Annotated in this window: 22 protein-coding genes; 11 read left to right on the forward strand and 11 right to left on the reverse strand. The window is 59.9% G+C overall.

Annotated features, from left to right (window positions below; translation table 11 throughout):
* Positions 1-26: 26 nt before the first annotated feature.
* The 7 genes from ACUY2T_RS06755 to ACUY2T_RS06785 all read left to right on the forward strand — a co-directional run bounded on the left by ACUY2T_RS06755 (position 27) and on the right by ACUY2T_RS06785 (position 7,217).
* Positions 27-1,109 (forward strand): YhjD/YihY/BrkB family envelope integrity protein, encoded by a 1,083-nt coding sequence (locus ACUY2T_RS06755; protein ID WP_448308030.1) that lies wholly within the window; start codon positions 27-29, stop codon positions 1,107-1,109.
* 54 nt (positions 1,110-1,163) lie between these two features.
* Positions 1,164-2,486: an adenosine deaminase gene (locus tag ACUY2T_RS06760; protein ID WP_293790737.1), complete on the forward strand. Its 1,323-nt coding sequence runs from the start codon at positions 1,164-1,166 to the stop codon at positions 2,484-2,486.
* 93 nt (positions 2,487-2,579) lie between these two features.
* The gene (locus tag ACUY2T_RS06765; RefSeq protein ID WP_448308054.1) at positions 2,580-3,575 is read left to right on the forward strand and encodes a substrate-binding domain-containing protein; all 996 of its coding nucleotides are present in this window, start codon (positions 2,580-2,582) and stop codon (positions 3,573-3,575) included.
* Entirely contained in the window at positions 3,572-4,567 is a 996-nt protein-coding gene (locus ACUY2T_RS06770; protein WP_293790739.1) for an ABC transporter permease, read from the forward strand. Before ACUY2T_RS06765 ends, ACUY2T_RS06770 begins: the two co-directional genes overlap by 4 nt.
* The gene (locus tag ACUY2T_RS06775) at positions 4,568-5,347 is read left to right on the forward strand and encodes an ATP-binding cassette domain-containing protein (RefSeq protein ID WP_448308031.1); all 780 of its coding nucleotides are present in this window, start codon (positions 4,568-4,570) and stop codon (positions 5,345-5,347) included. It begins immediately after the preceding gene.
* A gap of 86 nt (positions 5,348-5,433) precedes the next feature.
* Entirely contained in the window at positions 5,434-6,141 is a 708-nt protein-coding gene (locus ACUY2T_RS06780) for a hypothetical protein (protein WP_448308032.1), read from the forward strand.
* A 116-nt stretch (positions 6,142-6,257) separates the two neighbouring features.
* The gene (locus ACUY2T_RS06785) at positions 6,258-7,217 is read left to right on the forward strand and encodes a hypothetical protein (RefSeq protein ID WP_448308033.1); all 960 of its coding nucleotides are present in this window, start codon (positions 6,258-6,260) and stop codon (positions 7,215-7,217) included.
* 75 nt (positions 7,218-7,292) lie between these two features.
* On the opposite strand, the gene ACUY2T_RS06790 is transcribed toward ACUY2T_RS06785, so the two are convergent.
* Genes ACUY2T_RS06790 through ACUY2T_RS06805 form a run of 4 tightly spaced genes read right to left on the reverse strand, consistent with a single transcriptional unit; the run spans position 7,293 to position 10,029 of the window.
* On the reverse strand, positions 7,293-8,555 hold the full coding sequence (locus ACUY2T_RS06790) for a hypothetical protein (protein WP_448308034.1): 1,263 nt from the start codon (positions 8,553-8,555) through the stop codon (positions 7,293-7,295).
* Between the two features lie 39 nt (positions 8,556-8,594).
* Positions 8,595-8,765, reverse strand: coding sequence for a hypothetical protein (locus ACUY2T_RS06795; RefSeq protein ID WP_293790744.1), 171 nt, complete (start codon positions 8,763-8,765; stop codon positions 8,595-8,597).
* A gap of 30 nt (positions 8,766-8,795) precedes the next feature.
* Positions 8,796-9,695, reverse strand: a complete 900-nt coding sequence (locus tag ACUY2T_RS06800) for a C40 family peptidase (protein ID WP_448308035.1) — start codon at positions 9,693-9,695, stop codon at positions 8,796-8,798.
* Between the two features lie 22 nt (positions 9,696-9,717).
* Entirely contained in the window at positions 9,718-10,029 is a 312-nt protein-coding gene (locus ACUY2T_RS06805; protein ID WP_448308036.1) for a hypothetical protein, read from the reverse strand.
* An 89-nt stretch (positions 10,030-10,118) separates the two neighbouring features.
* Between ACUY2T_RS06805 and upp the strand changes: the two genes are divergently transcribed.
* Positions 10,119-10,757, forward strand: coding sequence for a uracil phosphoribosyltransferase (gene upp / locus ACUY2T_RS06810; RefSeq protein WP_448308037.1), 639 nt, complete (start codon positions 10,119-10,121; stop codon positions 10,755-10,757).
* On the opposite strand, the gene ACUY2T_RS06815 is transcribed toward upp, so the two are convergent.
* Together ACUY2T_RS06815 and ACUY2T_RS06820 are read right to left on the reverse strand one after the other, a co-directional pair.
* On the reverse strand, positions 10,728-12,263 hold the full coding sequence (locus ACUY2T_RS06815; RefSeq protein ID WP_448308038.1) for a phospho-sugar mutase: 1,536 nt from the start codon (positions 12,261-12,263) through the stop codon (positions 10,728-10,730). The two genes, upp and ACUY2T_RS06815, sit on opposite strands and share 30 nt — an antisense overlap.
* On the reverse strand, positions 12,260-13,072 hold the full coding sequence (locus tag ACUY2T_RS06820) for a purine-nucleoside phosphorylase (RefSeq protein WP_293790749.1): 813 nt from the start codon (positions 13,070-13,072) through the stop codon (positions 12,260-12,262). Before ACUY2T_RS06820 ends, ACUY2T_RS06815 begins: the two co-directional genes overlap by 4 nt.
* A gap of 57 nt (positions 13,073-13,129) precedes the next feature.
* Between ACUY2T_RS06820 and ACUY2T_RS06825 the strand changes: the two genes are divergently transcribed.
* Positions 13,130-14,362 carry an amidohydrolase gene (locus ACUY2T_RS06825; protein ID WP_293790750.1) on the forward strand — a complete coding sequence of 411 codons (1,233 nt, stop codon included), beginning with the start codon at positions 13,130-13,132 and terminating at the stop codon, positions 14,360-14,362.
* On the opposite strand, the gene ACUY2T_RS06830 is transcribed toward ACUY2T_RS06825, so the two are convergent.
* From ACUY2T_RS06830 to ACUY2T_RS06850, 5 genes are read right to left on the reverse strand one after another with little or no spacing between them, the layout of a single operon-like run.
* Positions 14,343-14,924 (reverse strand): DUF1707 SHOCT-like domain-containing protein, encoded by a 582-nt coding sequence (locus ACUY2T_RS06830; RefSeq protein WP_448308039.1) that lies wholly within the window; start codon positions 14,922-14,924, stop codon positions 14,343-14,345. The genes ACUY2T_RS06825 and ACUY2T_RS06830 overlap by 20 nt on opposite strands.
* A 23-nt stretch (positions 14,925-14,947) precedes the next feature.
* Positions 14,948-16,498: a glycerol kinase GlpK gene (gene glpK, locus ACUY2T_RS06835; protein ID WP_448308055.1), complete on the reverse strand. Its 1,551-nt coding sequence runs from the start codon at positions 16,496-16,498 to the stop codon at positions 14,948-14,950.
* A 36-nt stretch (positions 16,499-16,534) separates the two neighbouring features.
* Positions 16,535-17,143, reverse strand: a complete 609-nt coding sequence (locus ACUY2T_RS06840; protein ID WP_448308040.1) for a hypothetical protein — start codon at positions 17,141-17,143, stop codon at positions 16,535-16,537.
* Positions 17,144-17,168: 25 nt separating this feature from the next.
* Positions 17,169-18,968, reverse strand: a complete 1,800-nt coding sequence (locus ACUY2T_RS06845; RefSeq protein WP_448308041.1) for an acetyl/propionyl/methylcrotonyl-CoA carboxylase subunit alpha — start codon at positions 18,966-18,968, stop codon at positions 17,169-17,171.
* Between the two features lie 56 nt (positions 18,969-19,024).
* The gene (locus ACUY2T_RS06850) at positions 19,025-19,885 is read right to left on the reverse strand and encodes a sulfurtransferase (RefSeq protein WP_448308042.1); all 861 of its coding nucleotides are present in this window, start codon (positions 19,883-19,885) and stop codon (positions 19,025-19,027) included.
* 150 nt (positions 19,886-20,035) lie between these two features.
* Between ACUY2T_RS06850 and ACUY2T_RS06855 the strand changes: the two genes are divergently transcribed.
* Both ACUY2T_RS06855 and prpD read left to right on the forward strand, forming a co-directional pair.
* Complete coding sequence (locus tag ACUY2T_RS06855; RefSeq protein WP_448308043.1) at positions 20,036-21,100, forward strand: Cj0069 family protein; 1,065 nt, start codon at positions 20,036-20,038, stop codon at positions 21,098-21,100.
* A gap of 116 nt (positions 21,101-21,216) precedes the next feature.
* Positions 21,217-22,713 carry a 2-methylcitrate dehydratase PrpD gene (prpD, locus tag ACUY2T_RS06860; protein WP_448308044.1) on the forward strand — a complete coding sequence of 499 codons (1,497 nt, stop codon included), beginning with the start codon at positions 21,217-21,219 and terminating at the stop codon, positions 22,711-22,713.
* Positions 22,714-22,718: the final 5 nt, after the last annotated feature.

Genomic DNA, 22,718 nt, shown 5'->3' on the forward strand with positions numbered 1-22,718 from the left:
GACGACCGGAAGGAAGGGCCGTCCCCTTGGCGACCACCGATCCTGATAAGAAAAACCTGGATAACTACGGCGTGGAGCGATCCCGCAAAGACGATCCAGGTCCGCTGGATAAGTACCGCGAGAAGTGGCCGTGGCTAGACCACGTGCTGCGGATGCAGGATCGGTACACCGAACAGGGCGGCAACCAGTATGCCGCGGGCATCACCTACTTCTCCGTGATGACCATCTTCCCGCTGATGATGCTGGTGCTGGCCGTCATGGCCATGATTCTGGCCGGCAACGAAAAGCTGCTGAACGAGGTCATGGACAAGGTCGCCACCATGGGCGACGGCAACATGGGCGAGGTTCTGCAGACTATTATCGAGCAGTCCATCGAGCAGCGTAAGTCCGTCTTCTCCATCGGTCTGCTGCTGGCGCTGTGGACCGGACTGGGCTGGATTGCGCACCTGCGCATGGGCGTATCCGAGATGTGGAAGGTACCAGGCCAGGCGGACAGCTTCCTCTCCGGCAAGATCAAGGATCTGATCGGTCTAATTGGTCTGCTGGTTTCCCTGATTCTTGCCTTCGCGGTAACCACTATCGGTAATTCCGGCCTGACCGCTCAGCTGCTAGACAGCGTGGGGCTGGCAGACGTCCCTGGCATTCGCTACATCACCTTTGCTGTGGCCCTGGTAGTGGCGTTGATCGCCAACTTCTTAGTTTTCTTCTGGATGATCCTCTACTTGCCACGCACGAAGGTGCCGCGCAAGTCCGCGGTGAAGGCAGCAATCATCGGCGCGGTACTGTTTGAGATCTTCAAACAATTCGCCACCATGTTCTTCTCCAAAGCACTTTCCAACCCGGCGGGCGCGGCCTTCGGCCCGATCATCGGTCTGATGGTGCTTATGTATTTCGTTTGGCGAATCCTGCTGTACTGCTCCGCATGGGCTGCCACCACACCCGAGTCCCTGGCGAACCTGCGCCCCGAAGCACCCCCGGCAGCCGTTATTCGCGTGCGCCAGGAGGTGCGTACAGGAAGCACGGATGCGAACCGCGCTGGCCTTCTCGGCGTCGGCGCTGCCGCAGGTGTAGTAGCGGGTGGACTGGTTTCTAAGCTCTTCCGTCGCTAGTTAGCTCCAACCAGCAACTCTCCCGGGACGCGGATGTCGCTAGGATCGTTAGACATGATCGACTCTGACATCATCGCGTCCCTTCCCAAGGTAGAACTCCACGACCACCTCGACGGCGGGGTGCGTCCCGCCACCCTGGTCGAGCTCGCCGAGAAAATCGGCTACGAACTGCCCACCACCGACCCCGCAGAGCTGGAGCAGTGGTTCTACGAGGCAGCGAACTCCGGCGACCTGCCCACGTACCTTACGACCTTCGACCACACCACCGCCGTGATGCAGACCGCCGAGGGGCTGGTGCGCATCACTCGCGAGGCAGTTGAGGATCTGGCTGCCGATAACGTGTGCTACGCCGAACTGCGCTACGCCCCCGAACAGCACCAGGCCGATGGCCTTACCTTGCAACAGGTCGTTGAAGCCACCGTGCAAGGCGTTAAGGAAGGTGAGCGGATCGTAGCTGAAAAGGGCGGCCGCATTCACGTGCGTCTCATCCTGTGCGCTATGCGCCACGCCGATCGCTCCGAGGAAATCGCGCAGCTCACGGTCGATAACTACGGTGAGCACACTCCGGGTGAAGGCTATGTCGTCGGTTTCGACATTGCCGGCGCCGAGGATGGTTTCCCGCCGTCGAAGCATGCTGCCGCTTTTGAGTTGCTGCGCCAAAATCTTGTTCCTTTCACCATTCACGCTGGTGAGGCCGCAGGTGTGGATTCTCTTCGTGACGCCCTAGCGCAGGGTGCCCGACGTATCGGTCACGGCGTACGCGTGTACGAAGACTTTAATGCCACCATGAGCGGTATTGAGCTGGGGCAGGTAGCCCGCTTTATGCGCGACCAGCGCATCGCCTTGGAGATCTGCCCGACCTCCAACACACAGACGGGCATCTGCGACGATGTGGCGGAACATCCTTTCGGCCTGCTGTACGAGATGGGCTTCCTGTGCACCGTGAACACGGACAACCGCCTGGTCTCTGGAACCACGATGTCCCGCGAATTCGAGTTGCTGGCCGAACACTGTGACCTGGAGCTGTGGCAACTGTTGGAGCTGACCAGCAATGCGCTGCAGGTGGCCTACTGCGATGAAACTCTGCGCGAAGACCTGGAACGTAACGTGATTTACCCCGCCTACGCCGAGGTCGGCAATAGCCTGCCCGACGATGCTTTGGATGCCGAGGATGGCGAGTTGTCCAGCGGTATGCAGCGGCTGCACGGTCACGGACAGCCACACGCTGCGGGTGCAGGGGCTGGGCAGCAGGACATTGAATTGTCGATGGAGAACCTCAAGGCCGAGCTGGAAGAGCTGGGGCTTAGCTTGGACGATGACGAGGGTGAAGGTACTGACGATCCTGACGGTTCCGATGGCTCAGAAACCCGCAGCTAGAAGCCTCTGAATGCTTTAAGTTATCTCGCTAGCAGTTGGGCTTTGCCCTTGTGACCTGGCAAGATGCTCTGCATGGCGAATTCTCGGGGAAAGTTGTTCAACCTCCGCCGCACTGCGGCATTGCTGCTCACGATCTGCACTGGCCTGGCTTTGACCGCATGCTCGGAAACCGGTGGCCGTCCGCGGGGAGGATCCTCCGGCGATGGTGGCGGGGGAGTGGATACTCCGCGCTACACCGTGGCGATGGTAAGCCACGGCGCACCGGGCGATACCTTCTGGGATCTTGTCCGTGCCGGCGCCGAGGATGCCGCCAAGAAGAACAACCTTGAGCTGCGTTATAGCTCGTCCCCGCAGGCGCCGGATCAGGCAAACCTGGTACAGAACGCCATCGATTCCCATGTCGATGGTCTGGCTTTGACCATGCCCACCCCGGAAGCATTGGGGCCGGTGGCTAAGCGCGCATCGCAAGCCGACATCCCCGTGGTCGGTCTGAACTCCGGCATGGAGCATTACAAGAAATACAACCTCAGCGCCTTTTTTGGTCAGGACGAGTCCGTCGCCGGTGAACGCGCCGGTCAGCGCTTGGCTAAGGACGGGGCCAAGAAGGTGCTGTGCGTGATCCACGAACAGGGTAACCCCAGCCAGGAATCCCGTTGCGCAGGCATCAAGAAGGGGCTGAACGGTGGCTCCGTTGAGAACCTCTATGTCAATGGCATGGATCTCACCAGTGTGCAGTCCACGGTGCAGGCCAAGCTGGCACAGCAGAAGGACATCGACTGGGTCATGGGGCTTGTCGCGCCCGTCGCATTGACTGCGGTGCAGGCCAAAGAACAGGCCGGCTCGGATGCGAAGATCTCCACCTTTGATACGAATGCGGAGCTCGTCGCCGCTATCAAGAAGGGCACCGTTCAGTGGGCTGTTGATCAGCAGCCCTATCTACAGGGCTACATGGCCATCGACGCGCTCTGGTTGGCTAAGCGCAATGGTTCGACCGTGGGCGGCGGGCAGCCAGTACTCACCGGGCCGTCGTTCGTGGATAAGTCGAACGTAGATACGATCGCAGATGCCGCCAAGGAAGGCCTACGATGAAGGCTGTGAAACTGCTCAAGCGCCCCGAGTTCACCTCCGTGCTAGGCGCGGTGTTGATCTTCGCGCTGTTCATGTTCGTAGCCCCGTCTTTTCGCTCTTTAGACGCTCTTTCGACGGTGCTCTACTCCAGCTCCACCATGGGTATTATCGCCCTGGCTGTCGGACTGCTGATGATCGGCGACGAGTTCGACCTCTCCTCTGGTGTGGCCGTGACCACTGCCGCCCTGGCCGCCACAATGCTGAACTACAATTTCTGGCTAAACTCCTGGGTCGGCGTGTTCCTGTCGCTCCTGATCGCCTTGGCTATCGGCGCGTTTAACGGGTTTATGGTGATGCGCACTGGCATTCCCTCATTCCTTATTACTCTCGCCGCATTCTTGATGCTGCAGGGCATCAACCTTGCGGTGACGAAAATGGTCACCGGCCAGGTCGCCACACCGTCGATCGCCGATATGGAGGGCTTCGACTCCGCCAAAGCAGTTTTTGCCTCCTCGGTGGATATCCATGGCGTGGAAATTAAAACCATTGTTTTCTGGTGGCTGTTCTTTGTTGCACTGGCCAGCGTGCTGTTGTTCAAGACGCGCTTCGGTAACTGGATCTTCGCCGTCGGCGGTGATGCCGAGGCTGCCCGTGCCACCGGAGTTCCCGTCCGTCGCGTGAAGGTCATCCTTTTCATGTTCGTTGCCTTCGCCGCTTGGTTCGTGGGTATGCACAACCTGTTTGCTTTCGACTCCATTCAGGCCGGACAGGGTGTGGGCAACGAGTTCCTCTACATCATCGCCGCGGTTATCGGCGGCTGTGCGCTCACAGGCGGGCGCGGCACTGCCATCGGTACTGCTATTGGTGCATTGATCTTCGGTATGACGAACCAAGGCATTGTTTATGCAGGCTGGACACCAGATTGGTTCAAATTCTTCCTCGGCGCGATGCTCCTGTTCGCAGTGCTCACCAATAACTCTGTCGCCAAGTTCACTTCTGGGGGTCGTAGCTAAATGTCTTCTTCTATTGACGCCACCCCAGTCATCAGCCTCCGCGATATCACCAAGGACTATGGTGATGTCCACGTGCTGAAGGGCATCAACCTGGATATTTACCCTGGCAAAGTGACCTGCATCCTGGGTGACAACGGCGCAGGCAAGTCCACACTGATCAAGATTCTGGCTGGCCGTCACAAGCACACCAGTGGCGAGTTACTGGTCGATGGGGAGGAGGTTCAGTTCTCTGGCCCGAAGGACGCACTGGAAAAGGGCATTGCCACCGTTTACCAGGATCTAGCGGTCGTGGGGCAGATGTCCGTGTGGCGGAACTTCTTCTTGGGCCAGGAGCTCACCGGTCGCTTCGGTATGCTCCGCGCTGATGAAATGCGTCGCATCACTGCCGAAGAGTTGGAGAAAATGGGCGTGCACCTGGATGATGTCGAGGTGCCCATCGCCAACCTCTCCGGTGGTCAGCGCCAGGTCGTGGCGATTGCACGGGCTGTGTATTTCGGCGCGCGAGTGATCATTCTCGACGAACCCACCGCAGCGCTGGGCGTCAAACAATCCGGCATGGTACTGCGCTTCGTTAAGGCCGCGGCGGAACGTGGGGTGGGAGTGGTGCTGATTACGCACAATCCTCACCATGCATATCTCGTCGGTAGCCACTTTGTGCTGCTGAATATGGGCGAGCAGTCCCTGGACGCGGATTACTCTGAGGTCACGTTGGAACAGTTGACGTTGGAGATGGCCGGTGGTGGCGAGCTGGATACCCTAAATCACGAGCTCCGGCGCTAAGTGGGTTGGGGTGTTAATCTACGGCGTAGGTAACGATCGTTTGGCCTATTAGAGGCAAGACGCCCGAGTAAGCAAATGGTTTTCTGATGAACAACGAGAACTGGAACAATTGGAATAATTACCATCCGCCGGCACCAGAACCACAGCGTGCGAAGGAAACCTCGCCATGGGTTTATGCCAGTGTCGCAATTACCGTGATTGCGCTCTTAGTCGGCGGTAGTGTGGCCGCCTTTGCCATCTTGGGCGACAGAAACGACGATGGTGATAATGGAGCAGCCCCAGCGCATTCCGCAAGCAGCTCCAGTGAAGCGCCCGCCGTGGCCAGTGAGTCCTCTGCCTCTGCTCCGAGTGGGGCTTCAGAAACAAATGGAGAATCCACCGCTCCCCCGAAGAAGCCGACGCCCGATGCTCCCGAGGATGAAACGGAGAGCCAGGAAAGTAACCGCAGTACTGGCAGCGCCCAGTACTCCTTGAGTCGACATGGATGGGAAGGGAGCTCCGCCCACTGCAACTCAGATGACGAATGGCTCTACGCAGCATACGGAGACGGTGACTATGTGGTTGTCTGCAAGGTCGGACAGAAAGGCGATTACTACTACCGCGGTGATGTCGGTGGGTATGAGCTAGAGAAGGATGTCGATATGGCTTACGCCGATCCAGGTCGAGGGAGCTACCGCGTCCCAGTTGGTGGGGGAACGAGAATCGAGATCAACCAAAAGAGCTTGAAAGTTTTCGAGCATGGCGAGGTGGCCAGCAACATTCAGTTTGACGAGTACTTCGTAGAGAACCCCTAAACGTCCCATTCTGTAGGGAGGATTCCCCAATTGGGGTCGCCGGAAGGGGAGCCGAATGTAATAATTAGTCGGCTAGTAAACCACGATTTTTCGCAGAAAGATTGAGAGCATCCTTTATGAGTAACCCGAACCCTTACGGTCAGCCGGGGCAGAATTTTGGTGGCCCGAGCCAACCGAATCAACCTAACCAGGCATTCCCAGCGCAGCAGCCGAACCAAATGCAGCAGCCACAACAGCCGCAGCAGTTCGGCCCGCAGAACCAGTTCAATCCGCAGGGGCCGAAGGGGCAGTCTCTGCAGTGGAACCAGATGGGTGCGATTGCCGCCGGAGTCTCTGCTCTATTGGTGCTGATCGTCAGCTTCCTTCCCTGGTTTGGCGTGGAAGCTAGGTATGAAGATACTAAGAATTCCGCGTCGATGAACGGCTGGGGTCGAGTTTCTGCCTCCTACGCAGATGCATCCGACGCTGAAAGGTACAGCGAGAGCCTAGGCATCCTGTTCATGATCTTGGTTCTGGGGTTGCTGATCGGCGCGGCGGTAATGCTATGGCTGAAAGCGCAGCCTCGCATTGCTGTCTTCATGACGATTGGTTCCGGAGCACTACTGTTGATCTGGAATATTGTCGCATATGTCCAGTTCAATGGCGACTTCAAGGAGGCGAAGGAGGAAGTTGATAAGTTGACGCAGTCAGTTCCATCAGGCTACTCGGAATATATGCCAACTCCTAAGGTTGACGTCTCCTTCGATGGTGGCCCTAAGTTCTGGTTGTTTGTCGCAATTCTCCTTGCTTTGGCGATCATCACCCTCGGCGTGATTGCGATCGTCAAGTACGGCCACCTTCTGCAGGGGCCGGGTAACAACAATCCGAACCAGTTCGGCCAGCTACAGAATCAGCCGGGTAACCAGTTTGGTCAGCCGCAGGGTCAGCCGCAGAATCAGCCGGGTAACCAGTTTGGTCAGCCGCAGGGTCAGCCACAGAATCAGCCGGGTAACCAGTTTGGCCAACCGCAGGGTCAGCCACAGAATCAGCCGGGCCAGCCGGGGAACCAGAACCCCTTTAACCAGCCAGGGCAGTAGCTAACCCTGGGCATTAAAAAAGAGCTCACCAGTACATACTGGTAGAGCTCTTTTTGTTGTTTGGCGATATTCCGGCTAGAAGCGCGTAAAGCGCTTGGTCAGGTCTTCTTCCAGTGCTTTCCAGCCCTTGGCCTCCTCGTCAAAGGGGGCAGAGGGCTGCGAATCGGACGGGGAGCCGAGCATGTAAGCCAAGTAGTTCTGCAGCTTGGGGTAGCTCAGCAGAACCTTGTTCACGCTGTCATCACCCGCCCAGTCAGCAGCGTCTGCCAGCAGCTCGTAGGCGCGACCCAACTGGTCGGTATCCACCGCGTCGATGGATTCCGCGATGTCATCGTGCAGGCCGGCGAAGGAGTACTGGTTCGAGTCGTGCACCGTGACTTCCAGTTCACCAGCATTGGCGGCGCTGACAATATCGCCCCACGTCTCCAGCTCTTCGAGGTCGTGATCGTGGGCGTCGATAAGCCACCGCACCAAAGCGCGAGAGTTCGGGAAGGTATTGATCTCTCCGTGACGACCTAGGAAGCGCGGCTTGTCGCCGACGTAACAACGCAAAGTGTAGACGTACTGGCCACCCAGGCTGATCCGGATCGGATCAATGCCGGCGTCCGCCCAAATGGTCTTGTCGTAAGGGTCGGCATCGGCGCTGTCTTCCTTCTTGGCTGCGGCAGCTGCCTCCGCTTCCTTTTCCTGCAGACGCTTCTCGCGGGCCTCCTGTGCCTCGTCAATCCGCTTCTGCGCGTCTTCGACCTTGGCCTCGTCGACCTCGGGCTCGGTCAGGTGCTCCTCAACGTCGTTGAGCATGCCCTTCCAGCGATCTAGCACGGTACGTCCGACGCCCGACCACTCTTCCAGGCCGTTCTGCGACTGGTAGTGGTCCGGGCCACGGCGCACATTGTCCAGGATGGAATAAGAGTGGAACCAATTGTTCACGCTCTTTAGCCCCAGGACGTTACCCATGGAGCGTAGAAGGTCGAAGCCGCGGGATACAGCGGAGGTGGATTCATAACCCGGACGGAGGGACAGTTTCCGAGGAATCTCGATTAGGCTGATCTTGCCCGTGCGCGTGGGCACCACATTCGTCACCAAGTCGGTTTTAAACTTCGCCCACTTGGGGTGTTCGGCCAGCTCATTACGGCCACCGTTTTCCAGGAAAGCCAGCAGCTTGGCGGGGGAATCAAAGACGAAAAGATCGTCATCGTCACCTAGGAACCCCTGCCAGCGTTCGCCCTTGACCAGCCAATTGGGTGCCCACAGGGTGTACCAGGTGCCGCTGGTGATCTCTAACTCCACGGCGACGATGCCGTTACCGAATGTCCTCAAGCCATTATCTGCTGCCATGGAAAGGCATTCTACTAGGTTGGCATGCTGGAGTTGGTGTTAGTCCTGTGACTGATCTGGGCGCCGTGTGCGTAGCTCCGCAGTGAGCACCGCTGGTACCGTCTCGGGCATTTCGCCTAAGAATTGAGCTGCCAGATACTCACGTGGAGGGGGAGTGCTGACGATGCGTGCCAGACCACTGCTGTGTGAACGTCCGTTGATAAGTGCCATGTCCTACTCCTTTTGATTCCAGCCTGTAGCCTAGGCCGCCGTCGGTCGGTAGAAGCCCTTGAAGGGCATTCCGCTGTTCTCTTGCCGGATCGGGCTGATTTGCACCGGATTGCCTGCTTCGATCATGTGGTTATTGTCGACGACCATTGCCACGTGGCCATTCCACACCGCGAGGTCTCCTGCTTGCACCGCCGACCTGGCGATCTGTGGTCCGATTGCCTGTTCGCTCGACGTTCTGGGCAGTTCCACCCCAGCCTGTCTGTAGGCCCACTGAACCAGCCCACTGCAATCCAAACCTTTGCCGGGCACCGTGCCTCCCCATTGGTAGGGGGTGCCCAGGGCAGTCTTCGCTGCGGCAACCGCCTGTGATGCTTGCGAGGAAGGCGCCCCTTGCGTTCCGGGTGTCTCGTATGCAGCTGGTTCCAGCGCCGGGGACGCGTCCGGGTTGCGCGCGGGAAGCCGCTCCGGCAGCTGTTCCTTGTGCACCTTGTGCACGTCGTTCGTAAGCCCGTGAAGTTCAGTCTCCAGCGTGTGTACGCGATCTTTCGCCCGTTCCACGTGCCGCAGCACCACCGGCATCGCCGCACCGAGGCCATTTATCCACCCCAACGGTCCGGCCATTCCACTTCCTGCCACGGCCTGGCCGACCTCCCGCACGCAGTCGCGCAGGATCACACCCAAGTCCCCGATGGTGCGTTCCACCGCCAGGGCAGCCTGGTTAGCCAACCCGTCCAGGGCTCCACCAGCCTTCACCACGGAAGCTACCGCTCGCGCCACCGTGTCTAAAGATCCGTGGACACTTTTCCCCGCATTACCCTGTAGTGCCGCAGTCGCCATATCTCCCAATCCCTCCAGCCCGCGCACCGCTGGCACACTCGCACTCAGGCCCGGGCTAAAAGGCGAGGGGATAGCTGCAATCAACGGGGTCACAAGACCCGCTATATCGAGCACTTCACACCTCCGTCAGCCCATTGAAGGCCCTGGAAAACTCGCCTTCGTGTCCCTCAAGGTCGCGGTTAATGCTGGCCAGGGCAAACGTGGCGTCATTAAAGTAACCATCCGCATCCCGCAGCAACCCGTCGTGCGCGTCCCGTGCAGCCGACAACGCCCGCAGGAAATCACTCAACGCAAGCGGCGCTACGGCCCCCGTTTCCCCGTGAATCGGCGAAGCTCGCCCCTGCAATGCTGCGCCCACGTCCGTGGTACGGCTCTTAAGCTGCGCAACTAGCTCCGGATCAGCGTGAATCTTATCCCCATAGAGCAAAAGAAACCCTCCCCAAACAAATGCTCAGAACCGTTAGACCGCGTTGTGAGGCAAAAGGTTCCGCGCGCCATCAACTACAGTGGGGAACCATGGATATTCAGGTGGTAAAACATCCGCTCGTCGCAGCGCGCCTCAGCATTATGCGCGACAAAAACAGCGATAATGCACAGTTCCGTGCTGCCCTGGCCGACCTGGGCGCGATGCTGATCTACGAAGCCTCGGCAGATCTGGTAGCCGAAAAATTTGAACTAGAAACCCCGGTAGCCACCACCACGGGCACGCGATTGGAAAAGCCTCCGATTATCGTTCCCGTCATTCGCGCAGGTCTGGGCATGATCGATCCGGCATTGTCCATGATCCCCGACGCGCAGGTCGGGTTCATCGGCATGGCTCGCGACGAAACAACCCACGAGCCCGTGCCTTATCTCGAGGCTCTGCCAAATGACCTTCGTGATCAGCCGGTGTTCCTCGTCGACCCGATGCTGGCTACCGGTGGCTCGCTGCTGCACGCCATTCGCCTACTGGAGGGCCGCGGCGCCAACGACATCACCTGCGTGTGCATGGTCTCTGCCCAGCCCGGCGTTGATGCGCTCGTTGAGGCACAGGTGAGCGTTCGCAAGTTGGTCACCGCCACAATTGATCCGAGTCTGAACGAAGATGCGTATATCGTCCCCGGCCTAGGCGATGCCGGCGATCGCCTATACGGCCCCCGAAACATCGACCTTTAGGCGCTCCAGCAGTGCCTCCACGGCCTGTGCGTCTGCTCCCGCCTCGGCGCTGACCTCCAGGTAGAATTTTGCCTTCGGCTCCGTGCCGGAGGCTCGGGCGACCACGCGCAGCGCCAGATCATCCACATGACCCACGAGGCGCACTCCGTCGGTGCGGTTGCCCTCTGAGTCCTCGATCGGCCCGGCCTGCGCCGTCGCGCCCGCAAGTGTTGCCGGCGGGGTTTTCGTCCAACGTTCGATCAGTTCGTGTGCCTGAGCCACGTCCTCGAATCGGCTGCTTACCTGCGCAGTTCTAAAGACGCCATAGGTGGCCTCGATGTTCTCCAACTCGGCGGCCAGGTCCGTCTCGGCTGCCCATGCCGCAGCGATCAGCGCCGTGGCAATACCGTCCTTGTCCGCCACGATGTGCGGAGCAGGAGCAGTGCCGATCGCCTCCTCATAAGCAAAAGCCAACTCCCCAGGACGTCCGTCCGCAGCGCGCGCGAGATTCTTAAAGCCCGTCAGCGTCTCTACATAATCCCAGCCTTCGGCGCGTGCCATGCGTCCGAGCAGCTGTGAACTGACAACCGTGGTTGCTACGACAGGTTTGTTTCCTGGTGACGCCCCCACACCTGCCAATACCCTGCGTGCCAGCAAGGGCCCGGTCTCGTCCCCGCGCAGCATGTGGTACTCCCCGTCGGCCCGCTTCAACCCCAGCATGCAACGGTCGGCGTCCGGGTCCAGAGCGATCAATAGATCCGCGTCGATCTCTCGCGCTTCGGCCAATAGGGCGTCCGTCGCACCGGGTTCCTCCGGGTTCGGAAAGGCCACTGTGGGGAAGTTGGGATCCGGCCAGCGTTGCGAAGCAACGGTGTGGACATTGCCAAAGCCGTTTTCGCGTAGAGCCCACTCCAGGGCGTTACCGCCCACGCCGTGCATTGGTGTGTACAGGATCTTCAGTTTGCGCCGTGGTGCCAGTTCGGATTGGCGTCCTGTGGCTACAAGGGTGCCCAAGTCAGTGACGTAGCCGGAGACCGCAGACAAATCGACCGACTTCGCCTCGGAGCGGGGGATGTCAGCCGCATCGGCGGGCTGAGCAGCAATGTGTTCTTCGATTTGGCGATCAGCGGGGGAGACCAGCTGTGAACCGCCATCGAGGTAAAGCTTGTAGCCATTATCCTGCGCCGGGTTATGCGAGGCGGTGATCTGCACGCCCACGTCCATCCGGCGGGACTTAACCAGCCACGCCAGCACCGGCGTAGGAGCTGGCTCCGCAATGAGGGTGACATCAAAACCCGCACCGGCGAAGGTCTCCGCCGTTGCGCGGGCTAGGGCGTGGGAGCCGTAGCGGGCGTCATATCCAACAGCCGCACGAAAAACCCCGTCGGCGCGCAAGGGTCGCTTGCGTTCCTGCAGCCAGGCGGCCACGCCGGCGGTGGCTCGGGTGGCGGTGCCCACATTCATCTCATCCGGGCCGGGTCCTACTTTGGCGCGCAGACCGGCGGTGCCGAACTTCAGTTCGCTCATAGGTTGTTCACCAGCTCGCGGAGCAGCCCACCCATGTCGTTGGCCGCGTCCTTACCCGCTTGCAAGACTTCTTCGTGGTTCAGTGGTTCGCCGGTAATACCCGCGGCCAGGTTGGTGACCAGGGAGATTCCCAGCACATCTACGCCTGCCTCGCGTGCGGCGATGGTTTCATAGACCGTGGACATACCCACTAGGCCCGCGCCCAGGGTGCGCAGCATGTGGATCTCTGCGGGGGTTTCGTACTGCGGCCCGGGCATCATGGCGTAGACGGCCTCGCGCATGCCAGGGCGCATCTCCTGCACCTTGGCGCGCAGGGTAGGGCTATAGGCATCCACCAGGTTGACGAAGTTCGCGCCGGACAGCGGAGTCTTCGCCGTGAAGTTGATGTGATCGGCAATCAGCACTGGCTCGCCTACGCTCATGCCCTCGGTGAGACCGCCAGCGGCATTGGTCAGCACCACTGTCTGTACACCCGCTGCCGCGGCGGTTCGTACGGCATGGGTGGTGCGCCACAGCTCGTGGCCTTCGTAGGCATGGGTGCGGCCCAGCAGCACCAGCACATTGCGGCCACCAATTCTTCCGCTACGCACCGTGCCGCCGTGCCCCTGGGCGGTGGGGGCGAGGAATCCCGGAAGCTCAGACATCGGGAACTCCACCAGGTCTTCCGCGCCTTCACACAGTACGTCCGCCGCAGGGCGCCAACCGGAGCCGAGTACGACAGCACAGTCGTAAGAGTCGAGACCCGTGTGATCTTTCAAAGCCGCCGCAGCGTCGTCGGCCAGCTGATAGGGATTTGGGGAAGCAGTCATGTCAACCAAGGGTACCGCAGGCGTTAGACTAGATAGGTCAATCGAAGTGAGAGGAATGTGAGTAGTCAAGTGCAAGACGGCACACAGCAGCGCACACAGGAGGACAGCGCACACTCCATTGCCGAGTTCGTGCGGGACTGGGTGCGGGATAATTCCCAGCGGATCGTCGACTGGCGCCGTCACCTGCACCGCAATCCCGAGCTTTCGCACATGGAGACGGAGACGACTCGCTTCCTCACCCAGGAACTCGAGCGCGCCGGGCTGCGTCCGGTGGCTTTGCCCTCTACGGGACTCATTGCGGATATTGGCCCGATCGGTACACCTCGTATCGCCTTCCGCGGTGACATCGACGCTTTGCCATTGCAGGAGGTCACAGGCCTGGACTTTGCCTCTGAAATTCCCGGCATCATGCATGCATGCGGCCACGATATTCACACCACCGTTGTGCTCGGTCTTGCTGTCGCCCTCGCCGAGTTTGTGGACGCCCACGGGGAGGATGCGCTGGGAATCCAGGTTCGCTTTATCTTCCAGCCGGCTGAGGAAGTCATGGATGGAGGCGCAGTCGACGTGATTGAGGCCGGGGCTCTCAATGGCGTGTCCCGTATTTTCGCATTGCACTGCGAGCCAAAGCTCAGGACGGGGGAGATCGGCGTGCGCACTGGCGCCATCACCTCGGCTAGTGATGTCGTGGAGATCATCTTGCGCGGTAGCGGTGGCCACACCTCCCGGCCACACCTGGCGGCAGATCTGGTGTACACAGCAGGGCTTATCGCGTCGCAACTGCCCGGCCTACTGTCCCGCACGGTGGATCCGCGAACCGGCACGGTACTGACTTTCGGCGCGATTAATGGCGGGTCGACGTTCAACGCAATTCCCCAGGAGGTCCGCCTGCTCGGTACGTTCCGTACGGCGGAGGTTGGAGTGTGGCGTCGTGGCGAAGAAACCCTGCGCGAACTGCTGGAGCACCTGGTCGCACCGACTGGAGCTCAGCTTGAATTGCGCTACACCAAGGGCGTGCCGCCGGTGATGAACGACGACGTCTCCACCGCCGCCTTGGCGCAGGCCGTGAACGACGTCGATCCGAATGCCTTGAAGGAAGCCCCGCAATCCACCGGTGGTGAAGACTTCAGCTGGTATCTGGAGCATGTGCCTGGCTCGATGGCGCGCCTGGGCGCATGGACCGGCAAGGGGGAGCGCCCCGACCTGCACCAGCCCGATATTGTCTTCGATGAACGGGCGCTGGGGATCGGTATTCGCCTCTTCGCCGGGGTTATCGACCAGTTCCGTTAAAGCGCTTCTGGGCGAAATTCATCGCACTGCTGGTGAGCTCGTGAGTGCGCTGTTTGCGCTCGAACTTCCACTGCGCCTGTTGTACGCGCTGCTGTAGTTTGAGCTCCTGGAAGCGCTGTCGATCTAGCTGGCGAGGGCTGGGCTCGTACCACTGCTTCGGGCCGGCCTTCATAACGTAGAGCATGACGAAAACCATTGGGATGAGCAGCAATAGCACTGGAGAAGAGGCCCATACGCTATTGAGAACAATGGCCAGGCCTGTGCTGCCAATGACGGTACTGAGCAACAACCCGAGGCGGATATTCCGGCCACTTCGGTAATGGCGATCAACCTCGTTGGCAGAGTAATAAGGAACCACTTCGCGGGTAGGGGACAGCGGCGGAAGATCTGCGAAGAGTTGCTCTAGTTCTCTTTCAGAGACAGCTTCGGTGGCCAGCTGCACGCGCTCCTCGTATTCGGACATGGCGAGCCGACCATCGGCGAAATGGGCACCGAGGACGCTGATTGCGTCGCTGCGGTCGATGTCAGAAACTCGAATCTCTCTGTGGGAGGGGTCGCTCATACTTCTAAGCGTAGCATTGCGTCTTAGTCGGACTTCCAATCAAAAGTACGCTCCACCGCGCGCTTCCAATTCGCAAAAGTGACCTCGCGCTCTTGGGGATCACCCTGGGGGAAATAGGTCTTTTCCTCCTGCCACAGCGACACGAGCTCGTCGAGATCCTGGAAAAAGCCCACTGCCAGACCGGCTGCGTAGGCTGCGCCAAGGGCGGTGGTTTCCGACACCTCCGGAACGGTTACTGGAACCTCAAGTTGATCCGCCTGGAACTGCATCAGCAGTGAGTTCACCACCATGCCGCCGTCGACGCGTAGGTTTTTTAAGTCCACCTTGGAGTCCGCGTTCATGGCTTCGACGACCTCGCGGGTTTGGAAGGCGGTGGCCTCCAGCGCAGCGCGAGCGATGTGTGCTTTTGTTACGTAGCGAGTAAGGCCGGCGATGATGCCGCGCGCCTCGGGGCGCCAGTGAGGAGCCAGCAATCCACTAAAAGCCGGCACGATGTAGCAGCCACCATTGTCGTCCACGCTCCGAGCCAGTGGCTCAATATCATCGGCGGTGTCAAAGAAGCCCAGGTTGTCACGGAGCCACTGCACTAGGGAACCCGTGACGGCGATGGAACCTTCCAGGGCATACACCGCGGGCTGATTACCCAGCCGGTAGGCGACGGTGGTGATTAGCCCATGTTCCGACCACTGCGGTTCGGTACCGGTGTTTAATAGCAGGAAGTTCCCCGTGCCGTAGGTGTTCTTCGCCTCGCCTTGGTTGAAGCACACCTGCCCGAAAGCAGCGGCTTGTTGGTCGCCCAAAATACCGGCGATGGGTACACCGTTGACCGGGCCGCTGCGTCGCACCTTGCCGACGATCTCGGAGGAGCTCACGATCTCCGGCAGCATAGATTCAGGGATGCCAAAGAGCTCGCACAGTTCCGGATCCCATGTTTGCGTGCGCAAATCCATGAGCATCGTGCGGGATGCATTGGTGACATCCGTGACATGCCGAGCGCTACCTGCCCGTCCCGCCTTGGACTTCTTGCGTGAGCGGCGCGTGAGTTCCCAAATCAGCCACGAATCAATGGTTCCAAAGGCCAGCTCCCCGCGCTCTGCTTTCTCGCGGGCGCCGTCAACGTTATCCAGAATCCATCGAATCTTCGGTCCGGCGAAGTAGGTAGAGGCATTGAGCCCTGTGCGCTCGAAGATCATGGTCTTCTGCTCTTCGCTTAGGCTCTCGATGATCTCGTCAGTGCGGGTATCTTGCCAGACGATCGCGTTGTAAATCGGTTTGCCGGTCTCGCGATCCCATACGACGGTGGTTTCACGCTGGTTGGTAATGCCTACTGCGGCGAACTCTTCCACGGGAATATCGTGGGAGGCTGCGGCGTCGGCCATGACGCGTCGGCTATTGCGCCGAATTTCCTCCGGGTCGTGTTCCACCCAGCCGGGCTGGGGGAAGATCTGCCGGTGTTCCATCTGGCTGGAGCTCACCATCTTCCCACGGGCATCGAAAATGATGCAGCGGGTGGAGGTAGTCCCCTGGTCGAGCGCCAGTACGTAGCCCCGCTTGGAGCTCTTCCACTTTGCCAAAGTCCCGGTCAGCTGATTTGAGAGGGTTTCTGCCACTTAGTTTTCTTCGAGGTCGGCGTTGGATTCAGAAACAGTTTCGCTATCCTTCTTCCGCTGCTTCGCAAACGCGGCCAGGATCAGGATCGCCACGCCGGCTGCGCCACATAGCATCGTCACCCAGCGCAGTGCTTGCAGGGTGCCGGAAGAGAAGGTGGAGATGTAGATGGTTCCCTTGTCGCAGTTGTACTTAGCCTTTGCAACGTCTTCTTTGAACGTGATGGACGTGTACACGCCCTTGTTCTTGGTCAGCGGCAAAGAGACATCCGAGATCTCCAGATCGTCCTGGCTGAATTTCAGGTCAGCTTCGCGGATGCGATCGGCGAGATCCTTGTCATGCTCGTCGGTAAGGGTGCACTGGCGCGCGCTGAGCGCGTCCTCGTCGGCCAGCAGGTAGTACTCCTTGCCACCCGAAACGTCGTAACCCTTGCCAAAGTCCTTTACACCGACCAGCGAAACGATGGCAGTGATCACGGCAACGACCAGCAGGCCGAGCCCCAGAAAGATCATGCTCTTCGGCGTCTTGCCCTCCGTGGTGTCCTGGGGCGTTCCCTCAGTCGCGCTCTGGTTTTCCTGCTCGGAAAAGTCTTCAGCTTTGTGGTGGGTCATGGGATACGTTTCCTGTCTCGTTAATTTATTCTGCGACATTATCAGCCGCAGGGTCGTCCTTCAGTTCGAGCAGTGCTTGGTTCTTTGTGACGCCATCACCGCTTCCGACGCTCAGCGACTGCACCACACCGGACTTGTGCGCCTTGACGGCATTTTCCATCTTCATGGCTTCAAGAACCAGCAGTACGTCGCCCTCGGCCACTTCGTCGCCCTCGGAAACCTCTACCTTGATTACGGTGCCCTGCATCGGGGAGGCCACGGTGTCTCCAGTGATTGCGATGTCCGCGGCGTCGGCGCGGCGCTTCTTCGCCCGGCTCACCGAACCGCGACCCGCTAGGATCTCGCCCGGCACGAGCACCTCCACGCGGCGCCCGTCGACCTCCACGACCAGCTTCTCCTTCGGTAGTTCATCTTCCGCAGAAGCTGCGAGTGGCTCTTCGTAGGCGGGTAGCTGGTTATCCCATTCCTCCTCGATCCAGCGTGTGTACACGCGGTAATTACCGTCCTCAGCGACGAAAGCTGGATCAGCCAATGCAGCCTGGTGGAAGGGGATAACCGTCGGGATGCCCTCGACCTCGTACTCCTCCAGCGCGCGGAGCGAGCGCTGGATCGCCTCGGTGCGGTCAGCGCCGGTGACGATTAGCTTTGCCAGCATGGAGTCGAACTGGCCGCCGATAACCGCTCCGGTCTCGATACCCGAATCCATACGCACACCGGGGCCTGCTGGCTCCCGGTAGGTCTGGATGCGTCCAGGTGCGGGCATGAAGTTATTGGCTGGGTCTTCGCCGTTGATTCGAAACTCGATCGCGTGGCCATGGATTTCCGGATCTTCAGTGCGGGAGAGCGTCTCGCCACGGGCGATGCGGAATTGTTCGCGCACCAAATCCCAGCCGGTGACCTCTTCCGTTACGGGGTGCTCCACCTGGAGGCGAGTGTTCACTTCCAGGAAGCTGATGAGTCCATCGGAGCCAACTAGATATTCCACCGTTCCCGCGCCGTAATAGCCAGCCTCGCGGCAAATGGCCTTGGCGGAAGAGTAAATGCGCTCATTCTGCTCGTCGCTCAAGAAAGGGGCCGGAGCTTCCTCAATCAGCTTCTGAAAGCGGCGTTGGGCAGAGCAGTCGCGAGTGGACGCTACAACCACATTGCCGTGCTTATCGGCAACAACTTGCGCTTCCACGTGGCGGGCGCGATCCAAGTAGCGTTCCACGAAACATTCGCCGCGGCCAAAGGCGGTGATGGCCTCGCGGGTGGCGGAGTCGAAGAGATCAGGGATCTCATCCATCGTGTAGGCAACCTTCATGCCGCGCCCACCACCGCCAAAGGCGGCTTTGATGGCGATCGGTAGACCATGACGTTCAGCGAAGGCAGTCACCTCTGCGGCGTCCGCGACAGGCTCTTTAGTGCCCGGAGTCATAGGGGCGTCAACAGTAAGGGCGATATTGCGAGCCGTCACCTTATCGCCGAGCTTCCGAATCGCCTCAGGCGACGGGCCAATCCAGTTCAGGCCAGCATCAATGACCGCCTGTGCGAAGTCCGCGTTCTCCGACAGAAAGCCGTACCCGGGGTGGACTGCATCGGCGCCCGATTTGCGAGCGGCGGCAAGGATCTTGTCGATATCCAGGTACGTCTCTGCAGAGGTCTGGCCGCTCAAAGCCAGGGCTTCATCAGCCATGCGTACAAATGGCGCGTCGGCGTCCGGATCCGCATAGACGGCAACGGTGGCGATGCCTTCGTCGCGCGCAGCCCGGATGACGCGCACTGCAATTTCACCGCGGTTGGCGATCAGTACCTTCGTCAAGGGAGCGGCGGTGCTGGAAGTCACGGGCAATCCTTTCGGGTAAATAATTAAAGGCTAGTTAATGAGGCTACACTGCGCGCTTAGCTGCGTTCGATGGGCACGCGCATCATATTTCCCCATTCGATCCACGAGCCATCGTAAACGCGCACATCGTCCCATCCCAAGAGGAAACGCAAAACGAACCATTCGAGAGCTGCCCGGGCGCCGTTATTGCAATAGACAACGGTGGGGCGGCTGCGGTCGAGTGCAGCGTGATTGGCTTCGATGTCCTTAACCGAGCAGAAACGCGAGTTCGCCAGTAGCGAGGAATCCGCACGCAGGTTTACTGCTCCCGGTACGTGGCCATTGCGGCGAATGGGGTAGCCCGGCAGCGTCACTTCGCCGGTGTACTCTTCTGCGTTTCGCAGGTCGATTACTTGGGAGCCTTCGAACTTCGTGCGTAGCTCGTCGACGAAGATGCGGTTTGTGTGATCGTTGCGACGGGAAGCCACGGCGTAGCCGGGCGGGTGGGGGACATCATCCACGGCGTAGGAGATTTCCCGTTCCTCCTGCATCCAAGCGTCGCGTCCGCCGTCCAGGATGCGCACGTCGGGGTGGCCGAAGAGCTCGAAGACCCATAGCGCATAGATAGCCCACAGGTTGGCGTGGTCGCCGTAGAAGACCACGGTGTCGTCCCGGCTGATGCCCAGACGGTCCATGAGCTTTTCGAATTCCCGGGATCCAATAAGGTCACGCCACACCGGGTCGGAAAGATCTTCGTACCACTTCAAGCGCACTGCGGTGGGAATGTGACCAATATCGTAGAGCAGTGAATCCGCGTCTACTTCTACGACCTTCAGGCCGGGGGTGCCTAGCTTCGCTCCTAGCCACGCGTTCGTGACCAGCTTGTTTGGGTGGGCATATTGCTTCAGCTGAGGGCTGGGGTCGAACTCGATTCCCATGAATTACCTGCCTTTCGATCGAATGAAAGTCTAGCGCTTTAGATCACACTTATCTTCCACTGCCGTGCGGGCCAAGTGATCGTAGAATTATGTTGTTGGCTAAACACGGCCATACGCACTGCATTTTTACTTCTAGAGCTAGGGGAAACCGTGCACAAGAACATTGTTGTCTTTGAGGTTCAGGGCGGAAACGACAAGGGTGAGGACGGCCACCGCCGCGACACCATGCCGATCGTTGAGGCTATCCGCGAGAAGGGTTGGGGTGCCGAAGTTGTCTACTTCGACCCAGAGAAGGCCGACGAGATTTACGACGAGGTTGCTGCGACCTACGATGCCTACATTTCCCGCGTTAACCCGGGCCACATTCCCGGCGGCGAAAAGGGTTACTTCGACATGCTGACCAAGCTGACGGAGCAAGCTGGCCTGGTTGGTATGTCCACCCCGGCTGAGATGATGGCATATGGCGCAAAGGATGCGCTGGTGAAGTTGAACGACACCGACCTGGTGCCGGACGATACCACGGCTTACTACGATGTCGATTCCTTCCACAAGACCTTCCCTACCTCGTTGTCTTATGGCGAGCGCGTGCTGAAGCAGAACCGTGGCTCCACTGGCTCTGGTATCTGGCGCGTGCAGCTGGAGGATAAGCAGCTGGCCGAGTCCATTGAGCCGGGTTCCGCCCTGCCTATGGACACCAAGCTGAAGTGCACCGAGGCTGTAGACAACCACACCGAGGTTCGCGAGCTCGGTGACTTCATGGACTTCTGTGACCAGTACATCGTTGGCGACAACGGCATGCTGGTGGACATGCGTTTCATGCCGCGCATCGTCGAGGGTGAGATCCGCATTCTGCTGGTTGGTCCGCACCCTGTGTTTGTGGTTCACAAGAAGCCGGCCGAGGGCGGCGACGCGTTCTCTGCAACTCTGTTCTCTGGCGCCAAGTACACCTACCAGAAGCCGGAGGAGTGGCAGGAGCTGGTGGACATGTTCGCCGAGGCTCGCCCGGTTATCGCTGAGAAGCTGGGTGGCGACAACATCCCGCTGATCTGGACTGCCGACTTCATGCTTGCCGATGACGATGAGACGGGTGAGGACACCTACGTTCTGGGCGAGATCAACTGCTCCTGCGTGGGCTTCACCTCTGAGCTGGACATGGGTATCCAGCAGCTGGTTGCCGAAGAGGCCATCAAGCGCGTCGAGGAAAAGCACGCCTAAATGCCAACTGACGTTTCGGTGTCAAAAAATGTTTGTTTAGCAACATAGATCGTCGCGAGGCGTTAGGGTGAGGTGCATCACAGCACCTCCATCCCTGAAAGGACCTAACCCCCGCGATGATTAACCACGACGTTCGCGTCCACCCCTCGGCGGACGACTTTCCGCAGGAAGAACACCTCGCCTGGAAGGTTGCGCAGGTCGCCGCCGACCCGGTCGAGGTGCCGCAAGACACCGCGGACATGGTGGTCAACCGCATCATCGATAATGCGGCCGTCGCTGCCGCATCCATTCTGCGTCGTCCCGTCTCGTCGGCGCGCAGTCAGGCGCTGTGCCACTCTGGGCCCTGCGCCGTTTTTGGTACTGACGCCACAGTTTCCCCCGAATGGGCTGCCTGGGCCAACGGCGTGGCGGTGCGTGAGCTAGATTTTCACGATACTTTCCTAGCCGCCGAGTATTCCCACCCTGGCGATAACATTCCGCCGATCCTGGCTGTTGCACAAGCCCGCGGCCTGGGAGGGCGCGATCTGATCCGCGGGATCGCAACGGGCTATGAGATCCAGGTGGATCTGGTCAAGGGAATTTCCCTCCATAAGCACAAGATCGATCACGTGGCTCACCTGGGGCCGTCTGCGGCTGCAGGTATCGGCACCTTGTTGCGGCTGGACCCGCAAGTGATTTACCAAGCCGTCGGGCAGGCGCTGCACACCACCACGGCTACTCGCCAGTCACGCAAGGGACTAATCAGTTCGTGGAAGGCTCACGCGCCGGCCTTCGCCGGGAAAATGGCCGTGGAGGCTGTCGACCGCGCCATGCGTGGCGAGGGTGCGCCAGCGCCGATTTGGGAAGGCGAAGACGGTGTTATCGCTTGGCTGCTGGACGGCCCGGATGCGCACTTCGTCGTGCCCCTGCCGGAACCGGGAGAGCCGAAGCGGGCGATCCTTGATACCTACACCAAGGAGCACTCCGCGGAGTACCAGTCCCAGGCACCGATCGACCTGGCCCGCCGGATGCGCGACAGGATCGGCGACCTCAGCCAGGTGGAGAGCATTGTCCTGCACACCAGCCATCACACCCACTACGTGATCGGTACCGGCTCGGGCGACCCGCAGAAGTTCGACCCCACTGCGTCGCGCGAGACGTTGGATCACTCCGTGATGTACATCTTCGCCGTCGCCCTGGAAGACGGCGAGTGGCATCACGAACGCTCCTATGCGCCAGAACGCGCTCAGCGCCCGGAGACCGTCGAGCTATGGCGCAAGATTTCCACCGTGGAAGATCCGGAGTGGACCCGCCGCTATCACTCCACCGACCCGGCGGAGAAGGCCTTCGGCTGCAAAGCAGTGGTCACTCTGCGCGATGGCACCGAGATCGTTGACGAGCTGGCCGTGGCGGATGCGCATCCGCTGGGAGCCCGCCCCTTCGGTCGCACCGACTACATAGCCAAGTTCCGCACCTTGGCTGAGGGAGTGGTGGACGAGGTGGAGCAGGATCGCTTCCTGGCCGTCGCTGAAGCCACTGCCGACCTGGCACCCGGCGAGCTCGGCCAGCTGAACCTAGTGGTCAGCGACGACGTGCTCGCACGCGCCCCGCAGATCCCCGGCGGCATTTTCTAACTCGA

It is taken from the genome of Corynebacterium sp. 22-2729 (genome assembly GCF_053479475.1).